At 70.7% G+C, this 13,922-nt stretch carries 14 protein-coding genes; 8 read left to right on the top strand and 6 right to left on the bottom strand.

Features of this window, described 5'->3' with window-relative positions; all coding sequences use genetic code 11:
- Positions 1-66 precede the first annotated feature (66 nt).
- From ACH4E8_RS04845 to ACH4E8_RS04825, 5 genes are all read right to left on the bottom strand, one after another.
- Complete coding sequence (locus ACH4E8_RS04845; RefSeq protein ID WP_398444323.1) at positions 67-684, bottom strand: phage tail protein; 618 nt, start codon at positions 682-684, stop codon at positions 67-69.
- Positions 685-897: 213 nt separating this feature from the next.
- A complete protein-coding gene (locus ACH4E8_RS04840) occupies positions 898-1,311 on the bottom strand; it encodes a hypothetical protein (RefSeq protein ID WP_361956647.1) in 414 nt (137 codons plus the stop codon).
- 844 nt (positions 1,312-2,155) lie between these two features.
- Entirely contained in the window at positions 2,156-2,371 is a 216-nt protein-coding gene (locus ACH4E8_RS04835; protein ID WP_398444749.1) for a hypothetical protein, read from the bottom strand.
- Complete coding sequence (locus ACH4E8_RS04830; protein WP_398444321.1) at positions 2,371-3,078, bottom strand: hypothetical protein; 708 nt, start codon at positions 3,076-3,078, stop codon at positions 2,371-2,373. The genes ACH4E8_RS04835 and ACH4E8_RS04830 overlap by 1 nt, the downstream gene beginning before the upstream one ends.
- The gene (locus tag ACH4E8_RS04825; RefSeq protein WP_398444320.1) at positions 3,075-3,419 is read right to left on the bottom strand and encodes a WhiB family transcriptional regulator; all 345 of its coding nucleotides are present in this window, start codon (positions 3,417-3,419) and stop codon (positions 3,075-3,077) included. Before ACH4E8_RS04825 ends, ACH4E8_RS04830 begins: the two co-directional genes overlap by 4 nt.
- Positions 3,420-3,762: 343 nt before the next feature.
- Between ACH4E8_RS04825 and ACH4E8_RS04820 the strand changes: the two genes are divergently transcribed.
- From ACH4E8_RS04820 to tuf, 5 genes are all read left to right on the top strand, one after another.
- A complete protein-coding gene (locus tag ACH4E8_RS04820; protein ID WP_398444318.1) occupies positions 3,763-4,215 on the top strand; it encodes a helix-turn-helix domain-containing protein in 453 nt (150 codons plus the stop codon).
- Between the two features lie 427 nt (positions 4,216-4,642).
- On the top strand, positions 4,643-5,014 hold the full coding sequence (rpsL, locus tag ACH4E8_RS04815; RefSeq protein ID WP_003948652.1) for a 30S ribosomal protein S12: 372 nt from the start codon (positions 4,643-4,645) through the stop codon (positions 5,012-5,014).
- A 2-nt stretch (positions 5,015-5,016) separates the two neighbouring features.
- Positions 5,017-5,487, top strand: a complete 471-nt coding sequence (gene rpsG, locus ACH4E8_RS04810; protein WP_361530337.1) for a 30S ribosomal protein S7 — start codon at positions 5,017-5,019, stop codon at positions 5,485-5,487.
- A gap of 39 nt (positions 5,488-5,526) precedes the next feature.
- Entirely contained in the window at positions 5,527-7,653 is a 2,127-nt protein-coding gene (fusA, locus tag ACH4E8_RS04805) for an elongation factor G (RefSeq protein ID WP_398444316.1), read from the top strand.
- A 163-nt stretch (positions 7,654-7,816) separates the two neighbouring features.
- Positions 7,817-9,010: an elongation factor Tu gene (gene tuf / locus ACH4E8_RS04800; RefSeq protein WP_361530331.1), complete on the top strand. Its 1,194-nt coding sequence runs from the start codon at positions 7,817-7,819 to the stop codon at positions 9,008-9,010.
- Between the two features lie 89 nt (positions 9,011-9,099).
- Here the strand turns inward: tuf and ACH4E8_RS04795 are convergent, their stop codons facing one another.
- Positions 9,100-9,897: a hypothetical protein gene (locus ACH4E8_RS04795; protein WP_398444314.1), complete on the bottom strand. Its 798-nt coding sequence runs from the start codon at positions 9,895-9,897 to the stop codon at positions 9,100-9,102.
- 129 nt (positions 9,898-10,026) lie between these two features.
- Between ACH4E8_RS04795 and ACH4E8_RS04790 the strand changes: the two genes are divergently transcribed.
- The 3 genes from ACH4E8_RS04790 to ACH4E8_RS04780 all read left to right on the top strand — a co-directional run bounded on the left by ACH4E8_RS04790 (position 10,027) and on the right by ACH4E8_RS04780 (position 13,725).
- Positions 10,027-10,758 carry a Crp/Fnr family transcriptional regulator gene (locus tag ACH4E8_RS04790; protein ID WP_398444312.1) on the top strand — a complete coding sequence of 244 codons (732 nt, stop codon included), beginning with the start codon at positions 10,027-10,029 and terminating at the stop codon, positions 10,756-10,758.
- Positions 10,759-11,017: 259 nt separating this feature from the next.
- Complete coding sequence (locus ACH4E8_RS04785; RefSeq protein ID WP_398444310.1) at positions 11,018-13,420, top strand: ATP-binding protein; 2,403 nt, start codon at positions 11,018-11,020, stop codon at positions 13,418-13,420.
- 41 nt (positions 13,421-13,461) lie between these two features.
- Positions 13,462-13,725: a hypothetical protein gene (locus ACH4E8_RS04780; RefSeq protein ID WP_398444308.1), complete on the top strand. Its 264-nt coding sequence runs from the start codon at positions 13,462-13,464 to the stop codon at positions 13,723-13,725.
- Positions 13,726-13,922: the final 197 nt, after the last annotated feature.

Genomic DNA, 13,922 nt, shown 5'->3' with positions numbered 1-13,922 from the left:
ACGCGCGGTCACGCGGCCGACCGCCCCCGGAGGGAGCAGGGATCAGAGCGCGGGTCGGACCGGAGGTCAGACCGTGGCGGAGTAGGAGTTGTCCTTCATCACGAAGCTCGCCAGCGCCTTGCCCTCGCCGCGCGACATCGCCGTGAAGGTGATGCCGAGGGTGGCCGCGGACTTGCGCGCCAGCTTGATGTCGTCGGACGCGGTGACCTGGCCGCGCGGGATCGCGAAGCGGTACTTCACGGCGGTGTTGGTGCCGGCCTTGACGTCGGTGAACTCCAGGCCGAGGGCGCGCACGTCGGCGTACGCGCGCTCGGCGATGTCGTAGCGGTAGATGTCGGTGCTGGCCGGGGGCGTGCCCTCGGTCTTGATCTCGCCGCCGCCCATGAAGAACGGCAGCGTGTCCTCGTTGAACTGGAGCAGCGAGAACTTCAGCGTCAGGTCCCGGTCCGAGTAGACGAAGTGGATCGGGCTGACCGCCTGCCACGAGTCGACCGGCTCCAGCTTGTCCTTCTTGGCGAAGGTGACGCCGTCGGCGGTGGTGAAGCCGAGGTCCTTCCAGCCGCCCGCGGTCCAGTCGGCGGTGGAGTTGTCGGTGAAGGCGACCGGCGCTTCGGTTCCGGCGGCGGCGACGTAGAGTCGGCCGCTGCCGGCGACGCGGATCTCGGACGAGTTGGCTCCTGCCATGGTGATCTCCTTGGTGAGACGGGCCGGGAGCGGCCCGGATACGGCAAAGGCCCCACCGGGTGGCGGGGCCTCGAACGGGGCCGGCGCGGGGGCGCGCCGGAGGGGCGTGTGGTGTCCGGCGTCCGATCGGACGCTTTCGCCGGCGTCTCCTGACGCCTGCCGGCGCGTTCTGACGCCTGCTGATGCCTGCTGGCGTTTCTGTGCCTGCTGGCCTCAGAAGACGTTCAGCGAGAGCCGGATCACGCACACGTAGCGGTTGGCGGCGCGGTACACGTAGTCGGGCAGCCAGCGGGGGCCGTCCTCCTCCTCGACGTCCGTGATCGCGTTGACGCCGTACGTCCGGCCGATCGCCGCGAGCAGTACGCGCCGCGCGGCGTTGCACAGGACGTGCGCATCGGCCTTGGTCGGCCCGTAGACCTCGAACTCGATCAACGGCATGTCGACGTGCAGGTCGCCGGTCCAGGCGCCGCCGCGCCGGTTGACGAGCACCGCGCGGGTGGTGCCGTTGAAGTTGGGCGGCGGGTCGACCGCGATGTGCGCCTGCGTCGCGACGAGCGCGGCGTCGGCCTTGAGGATGTCGACGACCAGCGCCTCGACATCGGGGAAGGCACCCGGGGGTGTGGTCATGTCGGATCACCTCGGTGAAGTGGTGGAGGGCGGGCGTTGCGGGTGCGCTGCCGCGCCCCAATGCGGACGGCGGAGCCGTGTGGGGTTGCCCCGGGCACAGCTCCGCCGCTGCACCAACTGTGACAGAGAGCGTGCGCGCACGCAACTACTCCCGCTGTGCGGGGAGCGCCGCGCTTCGCGGGGGCGGGGGCGGTGCGCCCGGGGGCGCCCTCGCGCTTGCGACCCGCCGGTCGTCCCGAGCGCCGCGGCCCCCCTGCGGGAGCCTCGGTTTCTGCGGCTGAACCCCTGTGCCCTGCGGGCGGGGTCCAGCGCCCCTGACCCCTCGTTCGCCTGCGGGCCGTACTGGCTTGTTCGCGCAGTTCCTCCCCCTGTGCCCTGCGGGCACGGGGCACGGGGGGACCCCCGCCTACGCCCAGAGGGCGCGGGGGACCCCAGCGCCCCTAACTGCCCACGTCCTGCGGGCGTAGGGGAACCCGTGCCCGCCCTGCGAGTGATCGACAACGGGTATCCACGGAGCCATGGCGGCAGGTTCAGACAACGCCGGGGAATATCCGCACCCCACCCGCAGATAACCAACGGCAGGAGCGAATCAGGGGCGCGGGGAACTGCGTGAACAAGCCCCACCGGGCCGCGGAGACCAACGCTCCCGCAGAGCAACGGCGACAGGGTCAGGGGCCCGGGCCCGCAAGGCGCGGAGGGAGGGGCGGAGGGAGGGGCGGAGCGAGCAACTCGCCAGGGGGCGCGGGGTGGACCGTCCGTAGGGCTGGGGGAGGGTCCGGCAAACGCGAAGCGCGCCCCGCATCCCCTCTCGGGGACACGAGGCGCGCACCTCGCCCTCGTACCGTCAGCCCGCCGCAGGCGCACCCGCACTCGCCCCGCCGCCCCGCCTGCCCCGCCGCGCCGCGCGCTCCGCGGCGAAGACGTCCTCCAGGCGGAACAACTGCGCCCGGCCCGCCTTGCCCGCCGCCGTCAGCAGGCCCAGTTGGACCCACTTGCGGATGGTCGCCGGTGCGACCCCCGCCTCCGCCGCGGCCAGCGGGCCGGGCACCAGTGTCGGCATCAGCACGGGACCTCCTCCATCGCCGCCGCGAACTCCTCCGCACCGCACCCTGCCGCCGCCGCCAGTTCCGGCCACCCTTCCTCCAACCAGACGTGCCGGTAAGCCGGGTCGTCGTGGCACCCGCACCCCTCCTCCGTGCACACGCACGCCGGATTGACGCACAGCACCGCCCGTCGGTCCGGGAAGGCCCGCAGCGACACCGAGTCGCACCACGGGCAGCGGCCCGAGACCCGTACGACCGACTCCGCGTCGCCCAGCGCCCGGGCGCAGCGGCGGGCCATGCGGCGGAGTTCGTCGCGCATGTGGCGGGCGAGGACCGGGTCCTGGGCCACGTCGCCCAGGAGCGCGGCGACCCGCCGCAGCCGCTCGACGACCGCCGCCCGTCCGGGGCGCGGCAGGCCGAGCCGGGCCCGTACCGCCTCCTCCAACTCCACCACCCCGTCGGTCACGTCCCGGATGGCGTCCGAGACGTGCAGCCGGATCGGCGCCGCGCCGCGCCCGGCGCCGGTGAGGCCGTGCAGCTTGTGGAGCAGCAGCGCCTCCTGGCGCTCCGCGCGCACCAACTCGTCCAGGTCGGGGCGGGGCGCGGTCGGTCCGTGGCCGGCGGGGCCCGGGCGGCCGGGGGCGAGTTCTTCCGTCAGCTCGGGGAACTGGCGTACGAGCGCCGCCGTCCACAGGGCGATGTCGCGCAGTACGGGATCGATCACAGGTGACTCCCAAGGGCAGTGCGAGCGGTACTGGCGGCACCCACGGCGCCGGCGACACCCGCCGCACCCGCGCCAGCCACGTCCGCATCCACGTTCACGACCCGCGCGACCCGCGCCGCCGACATCGGGCGCCCGTTGCGCCACAGCCGCCCGGCGCAGACGCCGTCGAACCAACTCTCGGCCGGTGCGACGGTCGCCTCGCACTCGCGCTGCACCGGGCAGCGGGCACAGGCCCGCAGCGCGGGCGCCGCCTGCCCCGCCCCGCGGGCGAAGACGACGGACGGGGGCAGCCCGGCGCACGCGGCGGACCGCTGCCAGGGGGAGGTGTCGGGCAGGGACAAGGCGTCTCTCCAGGGTCCGAAGGGCCGGATGGCGAAAGGGCCGAGTGGCCGAGTGGTGGACGAGGGTCGAGCGGTGCATCCAGGACGAGGGGGCGGTCGGTGCGCGACGAGCGGGGCGACGAAGAGTCGGGGTCACCGGTCGCGTCCGCGGGGCGGATGGGGCCCCAGGGGCTCAGGTGACCGCTGAGCGGGATGGGCAGTCACCTTGACATGTTGCGCGCACGCACGCAACTAAAATGTGAAGGGATCTTTGCTGTTTCGCCGCTCAGGGGAGCCTCAATCACGTAATTCCGTGCGCGCAAGCACGCTAGAGTGTGCATCTGAAGCTAGTGAGGAGCAGTGCATGACGACTCATGGGCTGGACGAATTCGCGGGCTGGGTCGAGGGCCTGATGCGAGAGCGCGGTTACGACATCGACAGTCCGCGCGGCGGAGGAAAGTCCAGGATCGCCGACGAAGCAGGGGTGCACCGGGCCGCGGTCACCCGTCTGCTGCAGCGCCAGAGCATGCCCGACCTGGAGACCATGCGCCGGATCGCCCCGCTGCTCGGGGTGTCCGTACGCGACATGCTCATCAGGTCCGGACGGGTCACCCCCGAGGAACTTCCGCTGGGTGCGGACCTCGCGCCGCCCGCCGAGCCCAGGCCCACCCTGGAGGACTTCGCGCGCTGGCTCGGCGTCCCCGACGACCGGATGGGCGTCTTCGTCAAGGTGGTGAACCAGTTCCTGGAGCCCGACACCGAAGGCGTCACGGAGAGTGATTCCCGCAGGGAGGGCCGCCGCCGGACCGCGGACTGACCCCATCCGGGGCGCTCTGAACCCGCCTCCCCATCACCCGCCAGGCCCCCTCCGGCCGCCCGCGGGCCCAGCGTGGACCCCGCCACCGACCCGCCGCGGACGCATCGCGCCCGACCGGCCGCGGCACGTGGCGCGCCCTGCGCACGCCCGCCCGAACGGGGCGTTCTCCGAGGTCGCCCGGGCTGTCGCGTGCGTGGGCATTTGTTTTGACCCAAGTCCGTGCGGTAGGTACGCTCAGACCTTGTGCCTGGGGTGTGCCTGGGCTCCTGTGCGTGTCCTCAACCGCACGCGAGCCCTCTGACCGGCCACCGCAATCTGCGCCCTCTCCGCTCTGCGGAGGAGCCCCGCAGCTTCGACACACCCGACCGCGTGGGTCGGCGTCGTTCCAGGTTAGTTTTACTAACGGCACACAGAAACCGGAGAAGTAGTGCCTACGATCCAGCAGCTGGTCCGTAAGGGCCGGCAGGACAAGGTCGAGAAGAACAAGACGCCCGCGCTTGAGGGCTCTCCCCAGCGCCGCGGCGTCTGCACGCGTGTGTTCACGACCACCCCGAAGAAGCCGAACTCGGCCCTCCGCAAGGTCGCGCGTGTGCGTTTGACCTCTGGCATCGAGGTCACGGCCTACATCCCGGGTGAGGGACACAACCTGCAGGAGCACTCCATCGTGCTCGTGCGTGGTGGCCGTGTGAAGGACCTGCCGGGTGTTCGTTACAAGATCATCCGCGGTTCCCTGGACACCCAGGGCGTCAAGAACCGCAAGCAGGCCCGCAGCCGCTACGGCGCCAAGAAGGAGAAGTAAGAATGCCTCGTAAGGGCCCCGCCCCGAAGCGCCCGGTCATCATCGACCCGGTCTACGGCTCTCCTCTGGTGACCTCGCTCATCAACAAGATCCTGCTGCACGGCAAGCGTTCCACCGCCGAGCGCATCGTGTACGGCGCCATGGAGGGTCTTCGTGAGAAGACCGGCGCCGACCCGGTGATCACGCTGAAGCGCGCGCTGGAGAACGTCAAGCCGTCCATCGAGGTCAAGTCCCGCCGTGTCGGTGGCGCCACCTACCAGGTGCCGATCGAGGTCAAGCCCGGTCGCGCGTCCACCCTGGCGCTGCGCTGGGTCGTCGGCTACTCCCGCGCCCGTCGCGAGAAGACCATGACCGAGCGCCTGATGAACGAGCTGCTCGACGCCTCCAACGGCCTCGGCGCTTCGGTCAAGAAGCGCGAGGACACGCACAAGATGGCCGAGTCCAACAAGGCCTTCGCGCACTACCGCTGGTAGTCGCTACCCCCATCGAGAACCGAGAGAAGACTGAGCCACATGGCCACCACTTCGCTTGACCTGGCCAGGGTCCGCAACATCGGGATCATGGCCCACATCGACGCGGGCAAGACGACGACCACCGAGCGCATCCTCTTCTACACCGGTGTGAGCTACAAGATCGGTGAGGTCCACGACGGCGCTGCCACGATGGACTGGATGGAGCAGGAGCAGGAGCGTGGCATCACGATCACGTCTGCCGCGACCACCTGCCACTGGCCGCTCGAAGACGTCGATCACACGATCAACATCATCGACACCCCGGGTCACGTCGACTTCACCGTCGAGGTGGAGCGTTCGCTCCGCGTCCTCGACGGCGCCGTGACCGTCTTCGACGGTGTCGCCGGTGTCGAGCCGCAGTCCGAGACCGTCTGGCGTCAGGCGGACCGCTACGGCGTGCCGCGCATCTGCTTCGTCAACAAGCTCGACCGCACCGGTGCCGAGTTCCACCGCTGTGTCGACATGATCAGCAGCCGCCTGGGCGCGACGCCGATCGTGATGCAGCTCCCGATCGGTGCCGAGGCCGACTTCAAGGGCGTCGTCGACCTGGTCCGCATGAAGGCCCTGGTCTGGTCCGCCGAGGCGGCCAAGGGCGAGATGTACGACGTCGTCGACATCCCGGCCACGCACGCCGAGGCCGCCGAGGAGTGGCGCGGCAAGCTGGTCGAGACCGTCGCCGAGAACGACGAAGAGATCATGGAGCTCTACCTGGAGGGCCAGGAGCCCACCGAGGAGCAGCTCTACACCGCGATCCGGCGCATCACCATCGCGTCCGGCAAGTCCTCGGACACCACGGTCACCCCGGTGTTCTGCGGCACCGCGTTCAAGAACAAGGGCGTCCAGCCCCTGCTCGACGCGGTCGTGCGCTACCTGCCGTCCCCGCTCGACGTCGAGGCCATCGAGGGCCACGACGTCAAGGACGCGGACGTCGTCGTCAAGCGCAAGCCGTCCGACGACGAGCCGCTCGCCGCGCTGGCCTTCAAGATCGCGAGCGACCCGCACCTGGGCAAGCTGACCTTCATCCGGATCTACTCCGGGCGCCTGAACTCGGGCACCGCGGTCCTGAACTCCGTGAAGGGCCGCAAGGAGCGCATCGGCAAGATCTACCGCATGCACGCGAACAAGCGTGAGGAGATCGAGTCGGTGGGCGCGGGCGACATCGTCGCCGTCATGGGCCTGAAGCAGACCACCACCGGTGAGACGCTGGCGGACGAGAAGAACCCGGTCATCCTGGAGTCCATGGACTTCCCGGCGCCGGTCATTCAGGTCGCCATCGAGCCCAAGTCCAAGGGTGACCAGGAGAAGCTGGGTGTCGCCATCCAGCGTCTCGCGGAGGAGGACCCCTCCTTCCAGGTGCACACCAACGAGGAGACCGGCCAGACCATCATCGGTGGCATGGGCGAGCTTCACCTCGAGGTGCTGGTCGACCGGATGCGGCGCGAGTTCCGCGTCGAGGCGAACGTCGGCAAGCCGCAGGTCGCCTACCGCGAGACGATCCGCAAGGCCGTCGAGCGCGTGGACTACACCCACAAGAAGCAGACCGGTGGTACCGGTCAGTTCGCGAAGGTGCAGATCGCGATCGAGCCCATCGAGGGCGGCGACACGGCCTACGAGTTCGTGAACAAGGTCACCGGTGGCCGCATCCCCAAGGAGTACATCCCCTCGGTGGACGCGGGCGCGCAGGAGGCCATGCAGTTCGGCATCCTCGCGGGCTACGAGATGACGGGCGTCCGCGTGACGCTCATCGACGGTGGCTACCACGAGGTCGACTCCTCCGAGCTCGCCTTCAAGATCGCCGGTTCGCAGGCGTTCAAGGAGGCCGCGCGGAAGGCCAGCCCCGTGCTCCTGGAGCCGATGATGGCCGTCGAGGTCACCACGCCCGAGGACTACATGGGTGACGTCATCGGTGACATCAACTCCCGCCGTGGCCAGATCCAGGCCATGGAGGAGCGGGCGGGCGCCCGGGTCGTCAAGGGCCTGGTGCCGCTCTCGGAGATGTTCGGCTACGTCGGCGACCTCCGCAGCAAGACCTCGGGTCGCGCAAGCTACTCGATGCAGTTCGACTCCTACGCCGAGGTTCCCCGGAACGTCGCCGAGGAGATCATCGCGAAGGCCAAGGGCGAGTAACTCACCCGAGTACACGCTTTAGGCTTGTTCCCGGAGCCTTCGGGGCATTTCCCAGCGAACCGGTTCGTACCGGTGGGGAATGCCCCCGGGCCCCGGCATCCCAGCAAAGATCACCTGGCGCCGATGAGTAAGGCGTACAGAACCACTCCACAGGAGGACCCCAGTGGCGAAGGCGAAGTTCGAGCGGACTAAGCCGCACGTCAACATCGGCACCATCGGTCACATCGACCACGGTAAGACGACCCTCACGGCCGCCATTACCAAGGTGCTGCACGACGCGTTCCCGGACCTGAACGAGGCCTCGGCCTTCGACCAGATCGACAAGGCTCCCGAGGAGCGCCAGCGCGGTATCACCATCTCCATCGCGCACGTCGAGTACCAGACGGAGTCGCGTCACTACGCGCACGTCGACTGCCCGGGTCACGCGGACTACATCAAGAACATGATCACGGGTGCCGCGCAGATGGACGGCGCCATCCTCGTGGTCGCCGCCACCGACGGCCCGATGCCGCAGACCAAGGAGCACGTGCTCCTGGCCCGCCAGGTCGGCGTTCCGTACATCGTCGTCGCCCTGAACAAGGCCGACATGGTGGACGACGAGGAGATCCTTGAGCTCGTCGAGCTCGAGGTCCGTGAGCTCCTGACCGAGTACGAGTTCCCGGGCGACGACGTCCCGGTCGTCAAGGTCTCCGCGCTCAAGGCTCTTGAGGGCGACAAGGAGTGGGGCGAGTCCGTCCTCAAGCTGATGGCCGCCGTTGACGAGGCGATCCCGCAGCCCGAGCGCGACGTCGACAAGCCGTTCCTGATGCCGATCGAGGACGTCTTCACGATCACCGGTCGTGGCACCGTCGTCACCGGTCGCATCGAGCGCGGCATCCTCAAGGTCAACGAGACCGTCGACATCATCGGCATCAAGACCGAGAAGACCACCACCACGGTCACCGGCATCGAGATGTTCCGCAAGCTGCTCGACGAGGGCCAGGCCGGTGAGAACGTCGGTCTGCTGCTCCGCGGCATCAAGCGCGAGGACGTCGAGCGCGGCCAGGTCATCATCAAGCCGGGCTCGGTCACCCCGCACACGGAGTTCGAGGCGCAGGCGTACATCCTGTCGAAGGACGAGGGTGGCCGTCACACCCCGTTCTTCAACAACTACCGCCCGCAGTTCTACTTCCGTACCACGGACGTGACCGGCGTCGTGACCCTCCCCGAGGGCACCGAGATGGTCATGCCGGGCGACAACACCACCATGACCGTCGAGCTGATCCAGCCCGTCGCCATGGAGGAGGGCCTGAAGTTCGCCATCCGTGAGGGTGGTCGTACGGTCGGCGCCGGCCAGGTCACCAAGATCACCAAGTGATCTAGGCGCACCAGCCAACGAAGGAGCCCCGCACCTGCGAAGGTGCGGGGCTCCTTTGCGTCTTCCGGCAGCTCCGTGGGCTGCGGGGGTCAGGTCCTGCGGTCGGTGACTCGGACGTTCTGGGTGCCGTTCTGGACCGCGTAGACGGAGCCGTTCCCCTTGGCTTTGTTGCGCATCTTGCCGGGGCCGGGGCCGGGGCCGGGGCCGGGACCGGTCTCCGGTCGGACGGGGGCGCCGGTCCCGGGGCCTTCAGCGGTGTCGGCGGTTGCGGGGGGCCGCGCGGCTCCCTCCGGAGCGGGCGCGCCGGTCCGCTGGCCGGGAACGTGGAGCCACGCGGATGCGGCGTACTCCTTCTCCGTGACCGTGACGCCGTGGAAGGCGGCCGGCTCGATCCCCGGATAGCCGTGGCAGACGGTCTCCTCGTGGAAGTGCTGCGAGACGATCAGCGCCGTGACCGCGTCGGGGGCCCGGTTGAGGGCGACCCGGGTCGGTGCGGCGTTCAGCAGCCTGGCCAGCACTTCGAGCGGCCGGCCGACGACCTGGCCGTCGGGGTGGAGGTGGACGTCGCCCGCGTGCAGGGCGATCCGAACGCGGATCCGGGTCAGCGGACCGGCCAGCCTGTTGTGGGCGTGGAGGCGGGCGTCGAGTTCGTGGATCAGCGGGTGGATCAGCTTCGTCTTCCACAGCCCTGCCGGTGCGGTCACCTGGATGCCGTCGCCGAGGTCGGTGCACAGGCACGCGTCCCAGTCGATCCCGCTCCGCCCGAACGACTCGCGGAGCGCGGACAGCAGGGCGTGGCGGATCTCCAGGAACGCCGAGTCGCCGCGTCCGGCCGAGCGTTCGATGTCCACGGCGAACAGGGCCCGGTACTCCGGCTCTACATGCATGCGCACCTCCTGGTGTCGAAACGGGGAAAGACGGTCGACGCGTCTGTCGGACGCCTACTGTGCACTGATTGAACGCCCGGAATCCCGTAGCAATACTGGGTCCGACCGGCTGCCGGGAGGCGAAGACGCATGAGCGGCACGGCGCCGTACCGCGGCGGGAACGACCGGCGCGCGGGCGGGGAGTGGACCTGGCCCCGGTCGAGCCTGCTCGGCTCCCTCGCCCCGTCGGCCCGCAGCCGGCTCCTCGCGCTCGGTACGCGGGTGGGGTACGAGGCGGGCCGCGTCCTCATGCGCGAGGGCGACGAGACCGCCTTCGTCCTGCTCCTCGTCGACGGAGTGGTCAAGGCGACCGGGCGCACCCGCGACGGCCGGGACGCGCTGCTGGCCGTCCGCATGGGCGGGGAACTGGTGGGCGAACTCGCCGCGGTGGACGGAAAGCCCCGGTCGGCGACGGTCACCACGTGCGGGATCGTGACCGCCAGAGTGCTCGACCGCAAGGGCTTCCTCTCCTTCCTGGACCGGGAGCCCGCGATCGCGCACGCGGTCAACGCGTCCATCGTCGCCAAGCTCCGTGCCGCCAACAGCTACCGCGTCGACTTCACGGGGTGCGACGCCCCCACCCGGCTGGCCCGCGTGCTGTACCAGGTCGCGCTGAGCCACGGCGAGCACTCGGGCGACGGCATCGTGATCCGTTGGCCGATCACCCAGCCTGAGCTCGGGACCCTGTCCGGGGCGGCCGAGCCCACCGTGCAGAAGGCGCTCCGTCGGCTCCGCGAAGCGGGGGTCATCTCCACGGGCTACCGCGCCATCAAGGTCGAGGACCTCGCCCGGCTGAACGCCATCGCCAACGACCAGCCGTGACGGCCGCCGCGTCCCGGACGCCGGCGTCGGGCCGTGGGCTGGTGGGCACGAGCTGTGGAAAAAGTGCCGAGAAACTGTCGTAAGACGGAATCGCCTGCAGACGTGCTCACTAGCGTGTGTCCCTCACCGACGGGGTGGTGGGGCTCCCGGGCCGCAGAACTCGCTGCTGTACCAAGGGGCTTCGGAAGATCGACGGCCGGTCAAGGTGGTCAGCCGAGGAGGCCGTCACGCTCCGCGCGACCGGGATTGAGACATAGCCATGGGCGAACCAGACATGCACCGACGGGAGCCGGCCGGAGGCGACGGGCAGAACGGGTCGGGGCCGCAGCGGGGTGCCGGGCGGACGGGCGACTCGTACAGCGCGTCCGTCGACGGAGACGCGTCGGGGCCCGTGGTCGTGGGCAACCACAACGTCGTGATCGACGGCGACGGCTCGCACGTCACCCTGATCGCGCCCCAGCAGCGCCCCGCACCGGTGCGCCGCGAGCAGGCCGTGCTGCTTCCGCGCCGGCAGCGTGAACCCGTCGGCAGGGAGCGGGACCTGGACGCCCTGGAAGCGGCCGTCGAGGAGGGCGGCGGTCTGGTGCAGGTCTGGGGGCCGCCGGGGGTGGGCAAGAGCGCGCTGCTGCGGTACGCGGCGCACTGCCTGGAGCCCGGACGGGACGGGGTGATCTTCCTGAGCGCCATCGACCACGAGGTCGACGACCTCGCCCAGAAGATCTTCGAAGCCTGTTACGAAGCTCCGGACTACGCGCCGTCGCGGACGGAGGTGCAGCGCCTGCTGGCGCAGCTGGAGTTGATGGTCTACGTGGACGACGTGGATCTGGACCTGCGGCAACTGCGCGCGCTCACCGACGCCGCCCCGGCTGCGACGTTCGTCCTGGCCAGCCGGGAGCGGACCCTGCTCGGCGAGAGCACGTCGGTGGAGCTGCGGGGACTGGGCCCCGAGGCCAGCCTGTCCCTGCTGACCAGGGAACTGCGCAGGCCGTTGCCGCCGGGCGAGCGCGCCGCCGCCGACGAGCTGTGCACGCTGGCGCTCGGGCTCCCCCTGTTGCTGTTGCGGGCCGCGGGCCTCGCCCGCGTCGACGGGGCGAGCAGCGTGACGCTGCCCCGCCCCGCGGAGATCAGCGGCCTGCTCCCGCTGCTGTTCCAGCGGCTCGGCGCGGCGCAGCTGCGTGCGCTGAACCTCTTCGCGACGTTGCAGGGCGCGGAGTTGTCCGCAGGGCACGTCGGCACCCTGTGCGACGTGTCCGACCCGGACGCCCTCTGCACGGAGCTGGCGGGGCTGGGCCTCGTCGTCGCCACGGAGCGGGGTTACCGGGGCGCCGCGGACGCGGTGCCCGAAGTGCGGCGCCGGGTGTCCGAGCCCTTCCCCGCCGACCGGCTCTGCGACCACTTCGCGCAGTGGGCGACCGCCCCGGGCGTCACGCCTGCGGACGTCGCCGATCACGCGCGGGCACTGGAGATCGCGGCGCAACTCGCCGAGCGGCACGGACAGGCGGACCGCGCGGTGCGCCTCGCTCGGGCGGTGTCGCCCCTGCTGGCGCGGTCACTGCGGGTGGGGGTGTGGGGCCGACTGCTGGATCAGGGCCAGCGCGCCGCCGACCAGGCGGGGGACAACGCGGCCAGGGCGTACTTCACCCACGAGCGGGCGGTCCGCTTCCTGCTGCTCGGCCAGAAGGTGCTGGCGGCGACGCTGCTGGCCCAGGCGGTGGTGCTCTGGCGGGAGATCGGCAGCAGCCATGGCGCTCAGGCGGCGCTCGACGCCCAGCAGTACGCGCCGCAGGTGGTGCCGGGGCCAGCCGGTCCCGGCGCAGGCACCGGTGCCGGTGGTGCCGATGCGGGTTCTGGTGCCGGTTTCGGTTCCGGTACGGCGGGTCCCACGCCGGACGTCGGTGCGCCGCCCGTACCGGACGCCGGGGCGTCGCAGGTGGCGGCGCACGGAATGCCGGCAGGTCCGACGGGCTCCGCCAGCCCCGCCACCTCGGCGGTCCCGCCCGCGCCCGACGCCCCCGTGAGCGTGCTGCACTCGACCTCGCAGAGCGTCGGCCAGTCCAGCGGGGCGGCATCCGGCGGGAGCGGCGCGGCTGCCGGAGGCGGAGCCGCCGCGGGAGGCGCTGCCGCTGCGAGCGGGGGCATGGGCCTGCTGTTGGCGGGCGCCGCCGCGCTCGTCGTGATCGGCCTCGGAGTCCAACAGATCCAGGAGTGGAACCGGGACTCGGCCGGCTCCGGCACGTCCCGGTCGGGCACCGGGTTCGGAGACGCCGCGCGGGCGGGCGGGAGCGGGGAACCCACGTGGCCGGACGAGCCCACGCCGTCCGACGAACCCACGGAGCCCGACGGCCTCGCGGGAAAGTGGCGCAACGGAGCGGGCGAAACCTTCGACGTCACCGAGTCGGGCGACGGCTCGTACGCTCTGGGGCTGACCTCGACCTGCGGGGACGACAGCATGAAGTTCACCGGCAGCAACGGCAGGTACAGCGCCAGGACGAAGCTGCACACCCAGTCCTGCACGTTCTTCGGGACGAAGGAGATGACGGTCACCCTCGCGTCCGACGGGCAGTCGGCCGACGTCGTGACGACCGACAGCGCGGAAACGGACGGCACGTGGGAGTGCACCACCTGCGGGACGGAGACCGACACCTGGACCCGCGTCGATTGATCTGCCGTGCGCCTCTCCACGCCTTGAAAGGAAGTCCCACCATGACGAATTCGTCGGGCGACAAGTTCACGATCAGCGTCGGCCGTGACGCAAGCGGCCCCCTCGTCGCGGGCCACAAGAACCGCGTAGAGGTCAACGGCCGGTCCCGCGCGGAGCTCCCGGAGCCCTCGGGGCCCGCCGGCGACGACTGCGGCTCTACCCAGGAGAACGTGGCGAAGGACAACGCCTCCCTCTACACCGTCCAGAACGGCGAACTGCACGTCCACCACGAGGGCGGTCCGCGCGAAACCACGCCGCAGGACTGACGGGCCGGGTCTCCCACGGTCCCGCGCCGGCGCGGTTTTGACCACCCCGCCGTAGCGCTGCGGGAACGTTGGTTCCCGCGGCCCGGTGGGTGGCTGATCGCGAGTTCCCCGCGCTCCTCATCGCCCACGCCCTGCGGGCGTAGGGAACCCGCGCGCGACCCGCAGGTGACCGACAAGGGGAGCGAAACAGAGGCGCT

It is taken from the genome of Streptomyces sp. NPDC017979, assembly GCF_044328175.1.
Classification (GTDB): Bacteria; Actinomycetota; Actinomycetes; order Streptomycetales; family Streptomycetaceae; genus Streptomyces.
This window is presented reverse-complemented; position numbering and strand designations above follow the sequence as displayed.

Bases quoted from the DNA above. Each gene is read 5' to 3' on its own strand.
- ACH4E8_RS04845 (WP_398444323.1), bottom strand. From the start codon at position 684: ATGGCAGGAGCCAACTCGTCCGAGATCCGCGTCGCCGGCAGCGGCCGA.
- ACH4E8_RS04840 (WP_361956647.1), bottom strand. From the start codon at position 1,311: ATGACCACACCCCCGGGTGCCTTCCCCGATGTCGAGGCGCTGGTCGTC.
- ACH4E8_RS04835 (WP_398444749.1), bottom strand. From the start codon at position 2,371: ATGCCGACACTGGTGCCCGGCCCGCTGGCCGCGGCGGAGGCGGGGGTC.
- ACH4E8_RS04820 (WP_398444318.1), top strand. From the start codon at position 3,763: ATGACGACTCATGGGCTGGACGAATTCGCGGGCTGGGTCGAGGGCCTG.
- rpsG (WP_361530337.1), top strand. From the start codon at position 5,017: ATGCCTCGTAAGGGCCCCGCCCCGAAGCGCCCGGTCATCATCGACCCG.
- fusA (WP_398444316.1), top strand. From the start codon at position 5,527: ATGGCCACCACTTCGCTTGACCTGGCCAGGGTCCGCAACATCGGGATC.
- ACH4E8_RS04795 (WP_398444314.1), bottom strand. From the start codon at position 9,897: ATGCATGTAGAGCCGGAGTACCGGGCCCTGTTCGCCGTGGACATCGAA.
- ACH4E8_RS04790 (WP_398444312.1), top strand. From the start codon at position 10,027: ATGAGCGGCACGGCGCCGTACCGCGGCGGGAACGACCGGCGCGCGGGC.
- ACH4E8_RS04785 (WP_398444310.1), top strand. From the start codon at position 11,018: ATGGGCGAACCAGACATGCACCGACGGGAGCCGGCCGGAGGCGACGGG.
- ACH4E8_RS04780 (WP_398444308.1), top strand. From the start codon at position 13,462: ATGACGAATTCGTCGGGCGACAAGTTCACGATCAGCGTCGGCCGTGAC.